The 15835-nt window shown below is 50.7% G+C and carries 15 protein-coding genes and 1 pseudogene; 4 read left to right on the top strand and 12 right to left on the bottom strand.

From position 1 onward, the window contains the following. Positions 1-18: 18 nt before the first annotated feature. The 3 genes from ACXAFR_RS17230 to ACXAFR_RS17220 form a co-directional block, all read right to left on the bottom strand. Positions 19-825 carry a hypothetical protein gene (locus ACXAFR_RS17230; RefSeq protein ID WP_475178971.1) on the bottom strand — a complete coding sequence of 269 codons (807 nt, stop codon included), beginning with the start codon at positions 823-825 and terminating at the stop codon, positions 19-21. A 121-nt stretch (positions 826-946) separates the two neighbouring features. Beyond that, positions 947-2278, bottom strand: coding sequence for a methyl-accepting chemotaxis protein (locus ACXAFR_RS17225; protein WP_475178970.1), 1332 nt, complete (start codon positions 2276-2278; stop codon positions 947-949). Between the two features lie 187 nt (positions 2279-2465). Then, complete coding sequence (locus ACXAFR_RS17220; RefSeq protein ID WP_475178969.1) at positions 2466-4016, bottom strand: 2-isopropylmalate synthase; 1551 nt, start codon at positions 4014-4016, stop codon at positions 2466-2468. Between the two features lie 436 nt (positions 4017-4452). Between ACXAFR_RS17220 and ACXAFR_RS17215 the strand changes: the two genes are divergently transcribed. Continuing rightward, positions 4453-4686, top strand: a complete 234-nt coding sequence (locus ACXAFR_RS17215) for a hypothetical protein (RefSeq protein ID WP_475178967.1) — start codon at positions 4453-4455, stop codon at positions 4684-4686. 16 nt (positions 4687-4702) lie between these two features. Here the strand turns inward: ACXAFR_RS17215 and ACXAFR_RS17210 are convergent, their stop codons facing one another. Continuing rightward, positions 4703-5137, bottom strand: coding sequence for an energy transducer TonB (locus ACXAFR_RS17210; protein WP_475178966.1), 435 nt, complete (start codon positions 5135-5137; stop codon positions 4703-4705). A 254-nt stretch (positions 5138-5391) separates the two neighbouring features. On the opposite strand from ACXAFR_RS17210, the gene ACXAFR_RS17205 reads away from it, so the two are divergent. Continuing rightward, positions 5392-5664, top strand: coding sequence for a DUF3081 family protein (locus ACXAFR_RS17205; RefSeq protein ID WP_475178965.1), 273 nt, complete (start codon positions 5392-5394; stop codon positions 5662-5664). Between the two features lie 102 nt (positions 5665-5766). Here ACXAFR_RS17205 and ACXAFR_RS17200 read toward each other — a convergent pair whose 3' ends face one another. From ACXAFR_RS17200 to ACXAFR_RS17165, 8 genes are all read right to left on the bottom strand, one after another. Next, positions 5767-7056, bottom strand: a complete 1290-nt coding sequence (locus tag ACXAFR_RS17200; RefSeq protein WP_475178964.1) for an NAD(P)/FAD-dependent oxidoreductase — start codon at positions 7054-7056, stop codon at positions 5767-5769. Positions 7057-7366: 310 nt separating this feature from the next. Then, complete coding sequence (locus tag ACXAFR_RS17195) at positions 7367-8593, bottom strand: nucleoside permease (protein ID WP_475178962.1); 1227 nt, start codon at positions 8591-8593, stop codon at positions 7367-7369. 199 nt (positions 8594-8792) lie between these two features. After that, positions 8793-10100, bottom strand: a complete 1308-nt coding sequence (locus ACXAFR_RS17190; protein WP_475178961.1) for a HupE/UreJ family protein — start codon at positions 10098-10100, stop codon at positions 8793-8795. After that, on the bottom strand, positions 10097-10447 hold the full coding sequence (locus ACXAFR_RS17185; protein WP_475178959.1) for a DUF3500 domain-containing protein: 351 nt from the start codon (positions 10445-10447) through the stop codon (positions 10097-10099). Before ACXAFR_RS17185 ends, ACXAFR_RS17190 begins: the two co-directional genes overlap by 4 nt. Beyond that, on the bottom strand, positions 10425-10940 hold the full coding sequence (locus ACXAFR_RS17180) for a DUF3500 domain-containing protein (RefSeq protein WP_475178958.1): 516 nt from the start codon (positions 10938-10940) through the stop codon (positions 10425-10427). The genes ACXAFR_RS17185 and ACXAFR_RS17180 overlap by 23 nt, the downstream gene beginning before the upstream one ends. Before the next feature lie 206 nt (positions 10941-11146). Further along, complete coding sequence (locus tag ACXAFR_RS17175) at positions 11147-11851, bottom strand: response regulator (protein ID WP_475178957.1); 705 nt, start codon at positions 11849-11851, stop codon at positions 11147-11149. Then, positions 11848-13302: an ATP-binding protein gene (locus ACXAFR_RS17170; RefSeq protein ID WP_475178955.1), complete on the bottom strand. Its 1455-nt coding sequence runs from the start codon at positions 13300-13302 to the stop codon at positions 11848-11850. Before ACXAFR_RS17170 ends, ACXAFR_RS17175 begins: the two co-directional genes overlap by 4 nt. A gap of 69 nt (positions 13303-13371) precedes the next feature. Further along, positions 13372-14589, bottom strand: a complete 1218-nt coding sequence (locus ACXAFR_RS17165; protein ID WP_475178954.1) for a multidrug effflux MFS transporter — start codon at positions 14587-14589, stop codon at positions 13372-13374. 342 nt (positions 14590-14931) lie between these two features. Between ACXAFR_RS17165 and ACXAFR_RS17160 the strand changes: the two are divergent. Together ACXAFR_RS17160 and ACXAFR_RS17155 are read left to right on the top strand one after the other, a co-directional pair. Next, positions 14932-15408 (top strand): annotated as a pseudogene (locus ACXAFR_RS17160) (cupin domain-containing protein); the annotation flags it as partial. 174 nt (positions 15409-15582) lie between these two features. Next, the gene (locus ACXAFR_RS17155; RefSeq protein ID WP_475179051.1) at positions 15583-15810 is read left to right on the top strand and encodes a helix-turn-helix domain-containing protein; all 228 of its coding nucleotides are present in this window, start codon (positions 15583-15585) and stop codon (positions 15808-15810) included. The last annotated feature ends 25 nt before the right edge of the window (positions 15811-15835 follow it).

The following is a 15835-nucleotide window of genomic DNA, read 5'->3' as shown; positions in this document are numbered from 1 at the left end:
AACTGAAGCGCCTCAACATCAAAGGTCATTTTCAGCCCCCTTTAGACGCGCGCGCAACGAAGAAAGCTCTCTCCAAGCCACCGATTTCAATTCCGGCGCCTGCAGCATCTCGGCAAGGCTAGGCACCACAATGGCTGGGTGCGCAACGCCATCGACGTTGGCTTCACCAAAGGATGGGCCCGTGTCGCCGTCACAGAGATAAGTCGCAGCCTCACACCCCAAAATCAAACAATTCGAAATCGGCGCCTGTTCGACATACCCACTCAGCATACCCGCCAGCGCATCACGGGCAGCCGCAGCAGAAGCATCCAGAGCTTGATGGGATTTGACAGGCCAATTGAAGATTTCAACCCTTGGCAAGACAATCTTCCGCCCAAACAGCGCTAAGAGTAAATTCCGCAACAATGCATCCGTCGGCAGCGCTAACCCTGATTGGCGACTGTCGACAATTAACAGTTCAGACAGTCGCCAGATTCCCAAGGAGAATCGACAGGACGCTTCTCTGGCGACAGGAGCTGCGGGCTTAATATCCGGAATAGCCGGACGAGTAGAAGACCTGACTTGCCGACTTTCAACCTGATCAACCAGAGCCGCAACCTCGGCAGCCACCCTGCCAGTGTCGGCAGAGGACGCAGGGCTCGCAATCACCGGAGCTGGCTCGGCTTGAGCATCCACCAAGCCCGCCAACCTTGGGCGAACCTCAGCGAGGGCAACGATAGAAGGGGTTACTTGGGTTGAGGCCGGCGCATGGGGCAGCTGGACTCGCGGCATATAGCTGACAATGCCAAATGTCTTGAGGTAGGTCTGACGCTGTAATTCATTCATAAAGCGTGTGCAATCCGCCGTGCTGAGCGTACTCCGCCTGGCAACTACCGGTTACCCGAAGGCCGTAAAAGCGACGTATGATACCGCCAGTACTGCCGCAAAGGAATCGGCAATCTTCGGGTTATCCTGTACGCCCCGCCTGCTTGGCAATCTCTTCCACCGACGCAACGGTATCGACGATATGTCTTAGCACATCGCCAATGTGGCCACTGGCTTCGGTCGAGAGGCGATTTCCCGCCTCGGCCTCGGCAACGGTTTGGTCCATGCTGTCGATAACGGCAGAGGTATCGGATTGAATTCGCCCGACTATGTCGCGAATTTCCAGAGTCGATGCAGTGGTCTTCTGGGCCAAATTTCTTACTTCATCGGCTACCACCGAGAAACCGCGCCCAGCTTCGCCGGCACGGGCGGCCTCTATGGCGGCATTCAGAGCCAACAAATTGGTCTGATCTGCGATGGTATTGATTGTCCCAACAATCGAATCAATTTCGGTAGATGTTCGACTCAACTCTTCCAGTCGAGTAGCCGTTGACTGCAACTGATCGGCGATTTTCTGAACTCGCACGCTGGTCGCCTCGACCTGCTCGGCACCTCCTTCTGCACTTGAACGCGCGTCCAAGGAAATGGTGTAAGCTTTGGCTGCACCTTCTGCCTCGCGCAGGGCTTTCACTGTGTGAGACGTCACGTCGCTGGCAAACATGATGATTTTGGCAATCTTGCCATGCACATCAAATACCGGATTGTATGAAGCCTCTAGATAAATAGAACCACCCCCGCTGTGGAGCCGCTCGAACTGTCCCGACTGAAAGTGCCCATCATTCAGCTCCTTCCAAAGACGTTCACTGGCACCACTTTCTCGCTGGGCTGCAGAGCAAAACTGTTCGTGCCGCATTCCCGTGACCGCCTCAGACCCGTAGCCCATGATCTGCAGAAAATTCTCGTTTGCCTGGATCAACGTACCGGTCGTATCGAAATGCGCCACAGCCATTGATCGGTTAATCGCGTTCCAAAGCCCTTGAGATTCACGGTCTCGGTATACATTTGTGGAAACATCTTCGGCGATCTCGAGCAATGCCGAACCACTTTCTGAAGCTAAAGGCACCAATCGGACACTCAGCCAGACCTGACCACCATCCGGACGGCGACGGCGAACTCGACTGCAAGATGCCGAGCGCCCCGATAATAACTGCGCTCGATAACTCGCCTCGTCATCAGTATCTGCCCCCTCTGCGCACAATTGAGAGTATGGCATCCCCGTCAAATCGGCAGGGGTGCACCCGAGAAGAGAGGCATAGGCGTGATTAACCTGAGTAATTCGGCCCGCTTTATCGAATTCCGCCATGGCCAAGGCGCCATCCAAACTGGCACCGAGAAGCTGGCACCTAGCCTCTTTTTGCGAGGCATCAGACTGGTAATCGCGTGGACGCTTAACTCCAAACCACTTCGACAGCATTTTTGCGGGTCTCTTTCGTCATCAAGGTGTTGTCGGTACTACTAAGCGTAGATCACTGACAAGCAACTGCCCTCGTTAAACCGGGGGAAACCGCCTCTTTCTTGGGCAATCTGACGAGGGGGATAAAAGAGCGAAAGCAAACAAGCCGCGCGCCCCGAAAGCAGCGGCCTGCATTGACGGCAGACGGTCAGATTCCATCCAATTGTGGATGTGCACGACCGGATTTCGTTTCCAGCAAATTTAAAGCACTGATGTAAGCCTTGGCGGACGCGGCAACAACATCGGTATCTGCACCGACACCATTGACGATGACACCATTGCGCGAGAGACGAACTGTGACATCACCCTGGGCTTCGGTGCCCGCAGTAATGGCACTGACCAAATACAGCTCCAGCTCTGCCCCACTCTTCGCCAAAGACTCGATGGCTTTAAATACCGCATCCACCGGGCCGCTACCGACCGCCTGAGCCGACATCACCTCTCCGCTACTTGCCAAAGAAATGTTTGCGGAGGGTTTCTGGCCAGTTTTACAGCTGATTTCAAGTGCTTTGAAGGTATAAATTTCTTCGCACTTTTCGGTTTTACGTTGCGCGCCTACCAGTGCTTGTAAATCTTCATCAAAAATTTCATGCTTCTTATCAGCAAGATCTTTGAAGCGAACGAAAGCCTCATCCAGCTCTTCCTTGGACTCAAAACTGATACCCAGCTCTTCAAAGCGTGAACGCACAGCAGCTCGCCCTGAATGCTTGCCTAACACCAATCGGTTTGACGACCAACCTACATCTTCGGCAGTCATGATCTCGTAGGTTTCGCGGTGCTTTAACACGCCATCTTGGTGAATACCGGATTCATGAGCAAAGGCATTAGCGCCCACTACCGCCTTGTTGGGCTGCACGGGGAATCCTGTAACGCTGGCGACCAGGCGAGACGTTGGCACGATCTGGCGAGTATCGATACCTGTGTCGACCGGATAAAAATCTTTGCGGGTATTCACCGCCATAACGATCTCCTCAAGCGCAGCATTGCCAGCACGCTCCCCCAAACCGTTAATGGTACATTCGACTTGGCGCACACCGTTCATCACCGCAGAGAGAGAATTGGCCACCGCCAATCCAAGGTCATTGTGGCAATGTGTTGAAAAGATCGCTTTATCGGCATTAGGCACATTGTCGATCACACCTTTAAACATGGCACCATATTCTTCGGGAGAGCCATAGCCAACGGTATCCGGAATATTGACCGTTCCCGCACCGGCAGCAATCACCGCCTCAATAATTCGATACATATAGTCCGGCTCAGTGCGACTGCCGTCTTCGAGAGAAAACTCCACATCATCACAAAGATTGCGAGCCAGTTTCACCGCCTCGACCGCCTGCTCAAGGACCTGCTCTGGCGACATCTTGAGCTTGTATTTCATGTGAATAGGCGAGGTCGCAATAAACGTGTGAATGCGCCCTGCTGCTGCCGTGGCAATCGCCTCCCCGGCTCTCTCAATATCGAGCTTATTGGCGCGAGCCAAACTGCATACGCGAGAATTCTTTACGGCATCCGCTACCGCTTTTACGGAAGCAAAATCCCCAGGACTGGCAATGGCAAAACCTGCCTCGATGACATCGACCCGCATCTTCTCCAGCATCTTGGCAATGCGGACTTTTTCATCCAAAGTCATGGACGCTCCGGGACTCTGCTCCCCATCGCGCAAGGTTGTATCGAAAATGACCAATCGATCTTTGTTCACAAGGCACCTCAACTAGTTTTCGCCCACAGGTATGTTATCCCGGCGGCATTTAATTATAAGCGGTCAACAGATGGAATACGGCAGCGGATTCAACGCACCGATAATATGGATATCACCCTACCGGAGATTAGTACACTCGCATGCCGAGAAGGCTCAAACGAAAGTGATTTGATCGACAGCAAGCTGAATGACGGTTTGCGGGGAATATAGCGCCGAGATTACAGCGCATCAACACCCATCCTAAAAAGTGCTACATTTTGGGATAAAATAGCAAAACAGGCGCTCTAGATCGTTAAAAAAGAAAAGCCCATCCTACGGCTACAGAACTCGCCCTCCCTCTCAGAGGCAGCATGCCACCAAATATAGGCAATTTAACGCCAGGTAATTGCGACCCTATCGGCAGCTCGGTAGACTCAGCCCTTCACCAGACCACTTGATGTTGTACATTTCAATGACAAAATCCGGTAAGCGAGAGCGCAAAAAGAAAAAGGACAGTCAGCTAATCATCCGGATCAGCTCGGAAGAGAGAGATGAGTTTATCGCCCTCTGTGAAGAGCTAGACAGCAGCGCAGCCAGAGAGATACGTCGATTTATTCGGGAATTTGTGCAGGAACAGGCATCTCAATCAGCAGATCCCGCAGAGGGTACAACTTCCGCGGAATCTCAATAAAAGCGGCCGATAACGCTCAAAGCCCAGCCAATTCCGCTTTGCGCTCTGCATACCCAGCTACGGAAACCAGCTCAAAGTCATAACGCTTTTCCAGTCCGGCTACCGCCACGGCTTGCCCGCGGCGATTTTCTGCTCGAAACGTCGATTTCGACAGAGCTTCTTTCGCTGCCCCCAGGAAAAACCGGCTGTTTTTACCGTCGATCAACCGAATATCAGTGACGTCACCGTTCTCACTGACCTGAAATGACAAGGTCACAAACCCTTCTTTGCGCTCATGGGCCGCCCGAGCGGGGAATTTTGGCTCAACCAGCTGGACAGGCTGCACTTGTAGCCCGCTGTTAACGGCATCTTGCCAGAGAAATATTGTCTCTTCGGCAGAATTTTTGTCGCCAGCCCAGCATACAGACGCTGACAACAGGCCAACACATAGAGCGGTTTTTATTGTTCTCATTGGTATTCTCCGTTCATTGTTCCCTTTTAATTCAAAAGCTTAAGTAACATCTACTTATAACCAGTGAACTAACCCAACCCAAGGCTATACTTTGTATATACATTAATAATACATAAAAAATGCACTAAACCAAGTTTTTGCCAAAATCTTAATAATATTGTCACATTACTGTGTTAGGCGGCAAATTCTTAAGCGAACCTTTGCCAGTCAAGCTTCGTACCTCTCACCGAGCACTAATCAAGCGGAGCACAACCATGTCAGACGATGTCGCAATCGATGTTCGAGAAGCCCTAAGCGTGTTTGAAAAGGTCACTCGCTATGGAGAAAAGAGTGGCGAGGTATGGCGCCTGGATGGAATGTCAGCCGACGCTGGCTTTGATGGCTACACGGTGACACTCAAAGATCAACATGCCGCTATGACCATTAACTTTCACAACACGTTTAACGTGGATTGCACTGACCATAAAGCGCTGGAAGCCTTCAAGCGCCATTTAGCGCAGATCAACAGCAGCGACTATGAGGAATAATGTTGCCGAAAAGGCGTAATGATAGGTAAGAATACAAATAAAGGGAGAAAACGACGGAACATCATCGCCACCAACCGGCAGCAATGATGATAATGAGACAACTCAGTGCAGCTTGAGCCTGGGTCTGACCATACGACCAAAACGTCCCGCCAAAAGAAGCATGATGGTACGCGCCCAACCGAACAAAACAGCCTGATGCATTCGGTACAGCCCGACATACATCATCCTCGCAAGCCAGCCTTCAATGAAAAAGTTGCCGCCTTTTAAGTTACCCATCAGATGCCCGACTGAACTGTAATTGGACAGAGACACCAAGGAGCCCTGATCGCGGTATTCAAAATTATCCAGAGACCTGCCCTCCATGCGCTTGGGAATTTGCTTCGCCAAAAATTTTGCCATTTGCTGCGCAGCCTGAGCTCTAGGCGGAATCGGGCGTTCAGCACCCTCTGGGATCAGACAGGCACAATCTCCCATCACAAAGATGTTCTCATCGCCTTTTGCCTGAAGTGACGCATTCACTTCGATTTGATTGATTCGATTAGTGGTGAGGCCATCAATTTCAGTGAGCAGACCCGAGGCTTTTACGCCCGCTGCCCAGACCAGTAAATCAGCTTCCAGGCGCTCATCCTCTCCGACAATAAACGCACCCGGTTCCGCACTTTTTACAGCCGAGCCAGTATGAATCGTCACCCCCAATCCCGATAACCGCTTGGACGCCGCCGTCGAAATCCGCTCAGGTAAACCCGGCAGTATGCGCGGCGCGGCCTCAAGAATATCCACTTGCAGGCGCGAACGATCCAGGTGATCGTGACCATAGAGGTGCAACATGGCCACCGCATGGTGAATTTCAGCCGCCAGCTCAACACCAGTAGCACCAGCGCCAACGATAGCCACACGCAGAGGCGAGTCTCGATAGTCCGCCTTTAGACACAAATTGAGAAAGCGCTCTCGAAAACGCTCCACCTGATCACGCCGGTCTAAAAAGTAGCAATTATCCCGCACCCCCGGCGTACCAAAGTCATTACTTTGACTGCCAATGGCCAGAACCAACGTGTCGTATGCCAATTGCCGAGCCGGCAACATAACCTCGCCAGTTTCATCGGTCACGGGAGCCAGGGTAATCGTGCGACTCTCGCGATTCACCGACTGCAGAGCACCCGGTTCAAAACGGTAGTGATTGAGACGAGCGTGAGCGCGGAAATCCACAGCATCCAGATCGCCGTCGATAGCGCCCGTCGCCACCTCATGGAAGCGTGGCTTCCATACATGACTACCTGCGTTATCCACCAGGACTATCTTAGCTTTACCGGATTTCCCCAAACGGCGCCCAAGCAAAGTGACCAGCGGCAGCCCGCCAGCACCTCCACCTACGACCAGTACGGTGTGCTCCATAATTTTACTCTCTCAATGGCCTTAACATTACAGATACTAGAGATTGTGGATAGGCGGAGATATGCAACTTTCGGGCATAGGGGACGGGAGTATAGTTGCAACGGGTTTGATGCTACTTTCGTTTGTTGCCGCAGAGCCTGATAGAAGAACCTATCGTTATCGGTTATACGTGTGAAGCTCAAGAAAGATCGAAAGCTAGAAGAAAAAAGCTTATTGAACTAGCTCATAGTCCAAAAGAAATGGGTGGCCTATGAGCGAACCACCCATTTTTCCAAACGCGCCTGCGACTGCAGACTAACTCAAAGAATCCCTACGCCTCAGTCGCAGCGTTTGCGCGCTTACCATTAAAGCTGACGGCAAAGAGTACTGTGATGACCAGAGCAATGAAACAAGGAAACATCCACAAGCTGTTCCAAATAACGCCATCGGCAGCTTGATAGTGATCCGTTGCCCAGCCAGCAATGAAAAATCCGATCAACATCCCAGCACCATAGGTCGCCAAGGTTATCATCCCCTGGGCTGAACTACGAAACGCAGGCCCTGCACGACCATCGGTATAAACCTGACCGGCAACGAAGAAAAAGTCGTAACAAATACCATGCAAAGCAATACCCAAAATCAGCATCCACAGACCACTGTCGGCATCACCGAATGCAAATAGCGCGTAACGCAGCGCCCACGCCAACATGGCTGCAACCAGAGTCCACTTGATGCCAAATCGCTGTAAGAACAGAGGCAACAGTAGCATAAAGAGCACTTCGGACATCTGACCAATGGTCATTTTTCCGGTTGGGTTTTCGACACCTACAGCGCTTAAAAAGGGATTCGCATTCTGGTAATAAAAAGCCAAAGGAATACAGATCAGCACGCTGGCGACGAAAAAAATGAGGAAGTTTCGATCCCTCAATAGCCGGAAAGCATCGGCGCCGATCAAAACGGCTAAAGACACTTTTTCACCTCCAGATCGTTCCGGCGGCGTACTTGGCAGTGTCAATGAATAGACGCCGAGAATCGCCGCCGCAATCGCACTCATCAAAAAGGTATTTTTTAACATACCGCTTTCGATCGCGTCGGATGAATCCCAAGAAAACAGGTAGCTAATCGCCAAACCCGCTGCAATCCATCCAACCGTTCCCCAAACTCGGATTCCGGGAAAATCTTTCGCAGGGTCAGCAATCTGGCGAAACGAGACACTGTTCACCAACGCAAGAGTAGGCATATAAAGAATCATATAGCCTAGAACCAAAGGATAAAATGCTGAGAAATCGCTTGCCGTTGCCATAAGGTACAAAAGTACCGCACCCACCAAATGCAAAACCGCAAGAATACGCTCTGCATTAAAGAAGCGATCCGCGATCAAGCCAACAATAAATGGCGCAACGATCGCGCCCCAGGATTGGGTACTGAACGCCATGCCAATCTCGGCACCGCTACTGGAGAGGTTTTTCGCTAGAAACGTTCCAAGGGTTACAAACCAGCCACCCCAAACAAAAAACTGCAAAAACATCATCAGACTGAGACGTATTTTTATAGTCATAGTACTACTCAATGAATTAGACGTGAGGCAAAACTCGATATATGGGCGCTATAAACCCAGCCTGATCCAAAGATCAGGAAAACAGAGTTTCAAGTTGTCGGGGGGGACCGGAAGACTAACAGAATTGGGTAAAAGCTGTACAGTGGCACGCCACCCCCCGACTTACAGGAATGGGGAACCGTGCACTCGGAAGAACAACTTAATCAATCGTATAGGTGGCGATAGAGGACGCCCGATGGCCTCGTGATCGTCGCATTCCCTGCAGTAAACACAACACCGCAAACCCCAAGAAAATGGCGAGTTTGTGTTCAGTTAACAAGGAATCCAAACCGGCGACAGGACTGGGTATTGCCAACCAACGCCCCACAACCCAACCTCCGGCTAGAATCATGGCATACACCGAAACACCTCTGACAACCCAGGAACCAAACCGCGAATCCCCCAGCAGATAAAAGCACGGAATCAACAGACCGATGACAAGCAACTGCAAACATTCAAGGCCGAGGTTAAATCCGAGGAGTGCCACGGCCAGATCAGCACCAACCAGTTTCATATCCATCAATACACCGGCAAAGGCGAGACCGTGAATCAACCCGAAACCTCCAGCCAACCAAACTCCACGATGGCGCCCTCCCACTCCCCGCAACACTTGAACAAAAACCACCAGAATTGACAATGCAACCAACACTTCGATCGGCCTGGCAGGAATCACCAAAATACCGAGAGATGCCGCAGCCAGAGATATTGAGTGACCCAGGGTAAACGCGGTAATCGACAACAGGAGCGTTTTTGCCGCAACCTTTCTTCGTGCCCTGCGCTGCCAGGCAGACACAGGTGTCAGCAATAGAATCCCCAGTAAAAACAGCAGATGGTCGGTTCCCTCCCAAAAGTGTTCAGCCCCTAACATCAACATGGCGACGAATCCTTGCCAGCGATCACCGGATGCTTCAACTAATGGCAGAGAATTGTGCCGGTAGCGTATAACGCCTATCTGGGTGACATCGCCAGACACCATTCCACGACGAAAATCTGAGCGTATCAAAACAAAGGTTTTGTGACTGACGACCCGGTGCAGTACGGCATCGTCGAGCAATAACAAGCCCTCACTGTCAGATGAATCGGACAAATAAAACGCCATTTGAACCGATAGAAACCTTTGCCCTTCCTGATCTGCCAACGACAGCGCTAAAACCTTACCGGGAAAACGCTTCTCATCCTTCCCGAGCAAGCCGACGTGCTCAATAAAATACTCTTTTAACAGCTCCCTGTCGGCTTCACGTAACACGGTCACTTTTTCTGAGAATTCCGGTAACGCCAATGCCAACTGATTGACCGGGACCACCGTTTCCAGAAAGACATGTTTAGACCCGATATCCAACCAGACACCGCTCGTCAGCGCATCGTGGGCCCGTGCATTTGCGCAGCCAAATACAAAAATGAGCAAAAAGAGGACGTACAGACAAGTAGAATTGCGACTCGCCTGCAGACTGATACCTTTCGCACTCACAGACTATTCCCATAATCCATTGACTTGTCGCGAAAGATTGTGTGGTAATGGGTTTCATTTTGTATAACGATCCCATTTTGGCAGGCAACTTCTATCCAAAGCCGAGGGCCATCAATTCGCATATAAGTGCCATTCACATCAACATCCACCCCCGCTGACTCTGTCCCTCCCCAAGCAATATAGGTCTCGGCAAGAACGGCATCCGAAGTATACTCCGCCATACGCGCGTCAGAAACATCTGCAGCATAGTCTTCCACCCAACCAGCGATGGCCTGCTTGACCAAGCTTTGCTGCTCTGTCGTCAAACTGGATACCAGAACCCCTTCACTGGGATAAGTGATAATCATCTGCTTTTAGCATAGCAATAAAATCTTCGTAGCCCGCCTCACTCAGAGCAGCCCTAGCCACGCCCAATGCTGCAGTAACAGACTCCTCACTTAAATCCCCAAACCTCAAACCATTACGAGACGCAATTCCAACAGGGAAATTTGACCAAGTGGTTTTCGCCGTGGAATCTGACCAGTCGTAAATTAACGAAGTCTGCTCATCGGAGGTCAGGGTAGAGATAAAGCTTTCAGCCGCGCAGACCACTGTTTCAATGTCCGTATCGCTTTCACAATCAGTAATGTCGACACCGGATGTATCGATGGCCGTCGTACTCGAATCATCTGACGTATCCGTCGTGGTGCTATCGTCGGTCGTGGTTGTTGTGGTTTCTGTTGTTGTTTCTGTGGAGTCAGAATCACCACTGCTTGAGTCTCCACCGCAACCACTGAGGTATGCGACAGGCAAGGTTAAAGAGGCCAAAAGCAACAGAGATCTCAACGAGCGATCTTTCATTAGAATTCTTCCTGAGACGAATGAATCAAACAGCAAATGCCGATGAAAAGACACACTTGGCACACGGAAACCGTGGTCAAATACAGACGTGTGTCCGAAAATCTCAGTTCAGAATAACAAGGGAATGTGCAAACAATATGGAAATAACAACCTAGGGCCGAACAAACTCAAAGAAGAAATTCCAGTAACAGTAAAAACGAAATGGATCAAATCGGCAAGTTGATCTTATAACCGGCGCCGTAAACCGATCGAATAATGTCTTGTGAAAGCCCAACATCTTGCAACTTGCGCCGTAACTTGGTGATGTGTGAATCTATGGTTCTATCACTGACGATACGGCTGTCGTTATAAATACGATTCATCAATTGTTGACGATTAAACACTCGGCGAGGTTCGCCCTGCAATGTCTGTAGAAGCCTGAATTCAACGAGAGTCAACTCCACCGATTTGCCCTGCCAATGCACCGTCAGTGTTTTCTCATCCAAAACGACCTCCTCTGTCGGCGAGGTATTGTCTGAGCCAGAAGAATTCTCCTGATAAATCTCGTAACGACGCCAAACGGCTCGAATGCGAGCGAGAACCTCTCGAGGGCTATAGGGCTTACAAATATAATCATCAGCGCCCAGTTCCAACCCCAGTAAACGATCCACTTCATCCACGCGCGCCGTTAACATGAGTATTGGCAATTGGCTAACTTTTCGTATTTCACGACACAGCACCATGCCATCAATATTCGGCAGCATAATGTCTAGTAACAACATGCCCGGTTTGACTCGCTCAAACGTCGGGATTACCTCGGCGCCATCATCTACAACGCAAACCTGATAACCATCCTGCTTAAGGTAGGCCGACAGTGCCTGAGCCAACAATGGCTCATCTTCGGCGAGCAAAATCTGCGGAGGCAATGTCATGGGGCTAACTCCAAAGAAAATGTAACGGCAATTCCCCCCAGCGAACTGGCGGTAATCTGCAAATCACCCTGGTGCATTTTTGCGATCGCGAGACACAGATTTAACCCAAGGCCGGCACCTCCGCTAACACGATTACGGGATTTGTCGACACGAAACAGACGATCGGTCAAATGCGTAAAATACTCGGACGCAACTCCGGGTGCACTATCCTCGACAACCAAAATTACTTCGTTATCCCGCTTTGAAATCGAAACACTAATCTTGCCAGGCGCATCCGTATAACGCAGACTGTTTTCCAGCAAGTTGGTTAGCAACTGCGTTAATCTCCCCTTGTCACCGAGCACGTCATATCGATTTTCACGATCGATCACCCATTCTATACTGAGGCCGGCTTCCTCGATTCGCAGTCGGTAATCGCTAATAACCGCGCTAACGAGCACTGACAGATCGAGCGGCTCTCGATGGCAAGTCAACACGCCAGCATCGGCTAAAGAGAGCTGATAGAGATCTTCAACCAGTTGATTCAGTCTTAGCACCTGCCCCAACAGAGCCTCCAAGCCCTTACCATCCGCCGGCAAAAGGCCATCCTGCATCGCTTCCAACCCCGCACGTAAATTTGCCAGTGGCGTTCGCAATTCGTGAGAAATGTCTGCCGTTAACTGTTTCCGTTGATCGCGGGATGACTGCAAACGTAAGGAGAGTTCGTTTAATTGCAGAGACAATTCAGCAATCTCATCTCGACCATCCACAGGCATCTGGCGACCATATTCTCCCTGAGCAAGCACGCCAACATGCGCATGCAAAGCAAGCAGGCGGCCAACCCAGCGCGATGAAAAGATCACAGCAGCGAGGATCGACAACAACAAGCCACACACGGAAAGAAGCAAAAGAATTTCAAAGCTTTGATTGACCAGCGGATTATTCCAAAACCCTGTCAATCGTGATGGTGGCGGAGGCAATGCCAAATAAGCCTGAAGCTTTTCTGCAGGGTCTTTTATCGGAAATTGCATTCCGATTTCGCGCCTTTCCCCGGCTAACAGATTGCCATCCGGTGACAGCAAAAAATATGGCTTTACCGGACCGGCGCCATTGTCAGGAGGTCCACCACCCGGCCCATTAGGCCCCCTGCCATCAGGCGGGCCTGAAGGAGGTCTGCTATCGCCGGGTTGAAACTCTGGTCCAGGTCCCCTGCTGCCGCTGTTTGGATCGGGATCATTTTGCTCCAGCCACGCATGCCATTGATTTCGATCAGACAAGGGCTCCCAGGACGGGTGAATCGAATACCAACGGGACAAGGCTTCCCCGTAAGCTTCCAATTCAGCTCGGTCTTGCTGGAGAATATAAGCCTCTGCACCACGACCAAAGCTCCAACGCAACACCAGAAAGAGCAGAAGCACGAGTATCAAAGTGACAGCGGTAAAGCTGACGATCAGTTTACTTCTAAGTTTCAAGATAAGTAACCAGCAACAAAACGCTGATTAAAATGATTCCGAGGAAGATTGTCGAGTCCTACGAGGCCCCTAACGCGTCACAGGCTCAGAAAACCGACCTGCCAGCTTTACAACCAGTAGCGCAACCAGATAAAAAACAAAAAAGCCGATGGCCAGCGGCAGCATATCACTCCCCATAGATCGGGCGACGAACGCACCCAGCGGAACCGAAATCAGCGTCGATAACATACCAACCACCATTGAACCAATCCCGGCATTTTTCTCCAGCGGCTCCATTGCCATTGCATTGAGATTTCCAAACACCAACCCATTGCAAAACACAACCGACACTAGCCAAAGGCAAGTACACCAGAGCGGCAAATTCGTCCCCACAATGAGAGTGGCGCCCATGTAAATCAACGAAGACGCCAACACCAACATCGCTGCAGCGTAAACGATTGGCGCCATGCCAAACCGCATGACCAAGCGGCTATTCATGTGTGAACCGATACCAATACCCAGCGCAATCGCCGCAAAAATGAGTGCAAACGAATCACCCATTTTATAGATCGACTGGAATATCGTCGCCGATGAACTTAGATAGGCCACAAAGCCCGAAAAAACCAAGCCCGTCGCAAGCGTATAAAGCATGATCGCACGATTCCGGCAAATCATCGCCGTGGTGCGCGTAATGCGAGACAATGAAAAAGGCACCTTATTGTCTGCCGACAGTGTTTCTGGCATACGCAAATAAAACCAAAGGCCAACGCAAAGCCCAAAGACAAATATTGCGGCGAAAATCAATCGCCACTCCCCCAGAAACAGCATGGATTGCCCAAACATTGGCGCCAACATCGGCACCAATATAAAAATACTCATGATATTGGATGTGATTTGGGCCATCTCGCGGCCCCGAAACTGATCTCGAATGATCGCCATACACAAAACTCGCGGCGCGCCCATCCCCAACCCCTGGATCAGTCGACCAACCATCATGGTGCCAAAATCATCTGCGACAATCGTTAATACCGAGCCTATCAGGAAAATGCCAATCCCTATCAGCATCGTTGGCTTGCGACCTAGACTGTCTGCAAGAGGGCCAAGAGCGATCTGTCCCAACGCAATCCCGATAAACATGACCGAGATAATCAGCTGGGTATCTGCCGCTGTGGCAACCTGTAATTCCACACCAATAGCGTGTAACGCAGGCAACATGGCATCGGTGGTCAAAGCCGTGAGAGACATGACCACCGCCATCAGCGCGATAAACTCTTTTCTTCCAATGGTTTTTCCGTTACTTGTTACCAAGGGTTTTCTTCCTATAAAACAATCAGTTACTGCAGCGTTCAACACACCACCAAAGCGCGAACGGTGGCCCACCAGAGCCGGAGCACAAAGGGGTGATCAATACAATTTCGGAGGTCTGCTCGGGATAAGTCCACAAACGCAGTCGGACAGAGTAAGAATAATGCGGGGACTACAAACCGCGTGACTTTACAAGCTATCGCTGGCAATTACGAGGTATACGGCACTAATTGCTCAATACTTAAACAAAATTTACCGCCTGGCGCCAGATGCTAGGATAGCAAAGATTCTTTTGGTATAAATTAGAAATAACACTCAACATAATTATCAATTTTCTAACAGCCCATGGCCGGACATCACAATATTCCCGCGACCGACTTCTACGGCGAGCCAACGCCCTGGCCCCTATTGGATCGTGCCCACTGCGAAGAACTGAGTATTCGCAGCGCCCAATACGACTGGCAAATTAAGCCTCACCGCCACCCGGATCTGCTCCAGGTCTTTTTTCTGTTAACAGGACAAGGCAAAGCCGAGGTCGACGCTCAAAAATACCTAGTCGCGCCCGGCGACCTACTGATCGTGCCCGCCCAAAGCGTTCATACCTTTCTCTGGCAAGAGCATTCTTCTGGATACGTCTTATTTGTGGCGAGACCACTGCTCAAAACCTTAGAAGATCGGTTAGGACAACTTCACTGGCTGCAAGCGTCTGGTCACAAGCTGTCAACGGCGGAGCACCAGGAATACATAAGCACATTACTGCATGGCGTGTGTCTGGAGACTCACATTCAGCAGCCCCACCGGGAACTGCAACTGGAAAGCCTCATTCAGGCTCTCGCGATATGGATTGATCGTCACTTACAACCCGACCAAACACAACAGGAAGATTCAGCAGCCAACTGGCATGTTGAGAACTTTATCGAACTCGTTGAGCACCACTTCAATCAACAGCACAGTGTCGACTGGTATGCAAATCAGATTGGCATTTCCGCCACGCATTTGAACAACCTATGCAAACGCTTTCGGCAATCTAAGGCCCTACAGCTTATTCACCGAAGAATACTGACTGAAGCCCAACGAACGTTGGTTTACACCAACAGCACAGCCTCTCAAATTGCCACCGATTTGGGCTTCATTGATCCGGCGCATTTTAGCCGCTTTTTCAAACGGCACACGGGGATCACCCCAAAACAATTTCGTCTTGAGGCTCAAGGGGTGGAAAGCTAGCGAAGCTGTTGGTCGAAATAAAAAC

The organism is Pseudomaricurvus sp. ABR4_320, from assembly GCF_056159445.1.
This window is presented reverse-complemented; position numbering and strand designations above follow the sequence as displayed.

Bases quoted from the DNA above. Each gene is read 5' to 3' on its own strand.
- ACXAFR_RS17230 (WP_475178971.1), bottom strand. From the start codon at position 825: ATGAATGAATTACAGCGTCAGACCTACCTCAAGACATTTGGCATTGTC.
- ACXAFR_RS17225 (WP_475178970.1), bottom strand. From the start codon at position 2,278: ATGCTGTCGAAGTGGTTTGGAGTTAAGCGTCCACGCGATTACCAGTCT.
- ACXAFR_RS17215 (WP_475178967.1), top strand. From the start codon at position 4,453: ATGTTGTACATTTCAATGACAAAATCCGGTAAGCGAGAGCGCAAAAAG.
- ACXAFR_RS17210 (WP_475178966.1), bottom strand. From the start codon at position 5,137: ATGAGAACAATAAAAACCGCTCTATGTGTTGGCCTGTTGTCAGCGTCT.
- ACXAFR_RS17205 (WP_475178965.1), top strand. From the start codon at position 5,392: ATGTCAGACGATGTCGCAATCGATGTTCGAGAAGCCCTAAGCGTGTTT.
- ACXAFR_RS17200 (WP_475178964.1), bottom strand. From the start codon at position 7,056: ATGGAGCACACCGTACTGGTCGTAGGTGGAGGTGCTGGCGGGCTGCCG.
- ACXAFR_RS17195 (WP_475178962.1), bottom strand. From the start codon at position 8,593: ATGACTATAAAAATACGTCTCAGTCTGATGATGTTTTTGCAGTTTTTT.
- ACXAFR_RS17185 (WP_475178959.1), bottom strand. From the start codon at position 10,447: ATGATTATCACTTATCCCAGTGAAGGGGTTCTGGTATCCAGTTTGACG.
- ACXAFR_RS17180 (WP_475178958.1), bottom strand. From the start codon at position 10,940: ATGAAAGATCGCTCGTTGAGATCTCTGTTGCTTTTGGCCTCTTTAACC.
- ACXAFR_RS17175 (WP_475178957.1), bottom strand. From the start codon at position 11,851: ATGACATTGCCTCCGCAGATTTTGCTCGCCGAAGATGAGCCATTGTTG.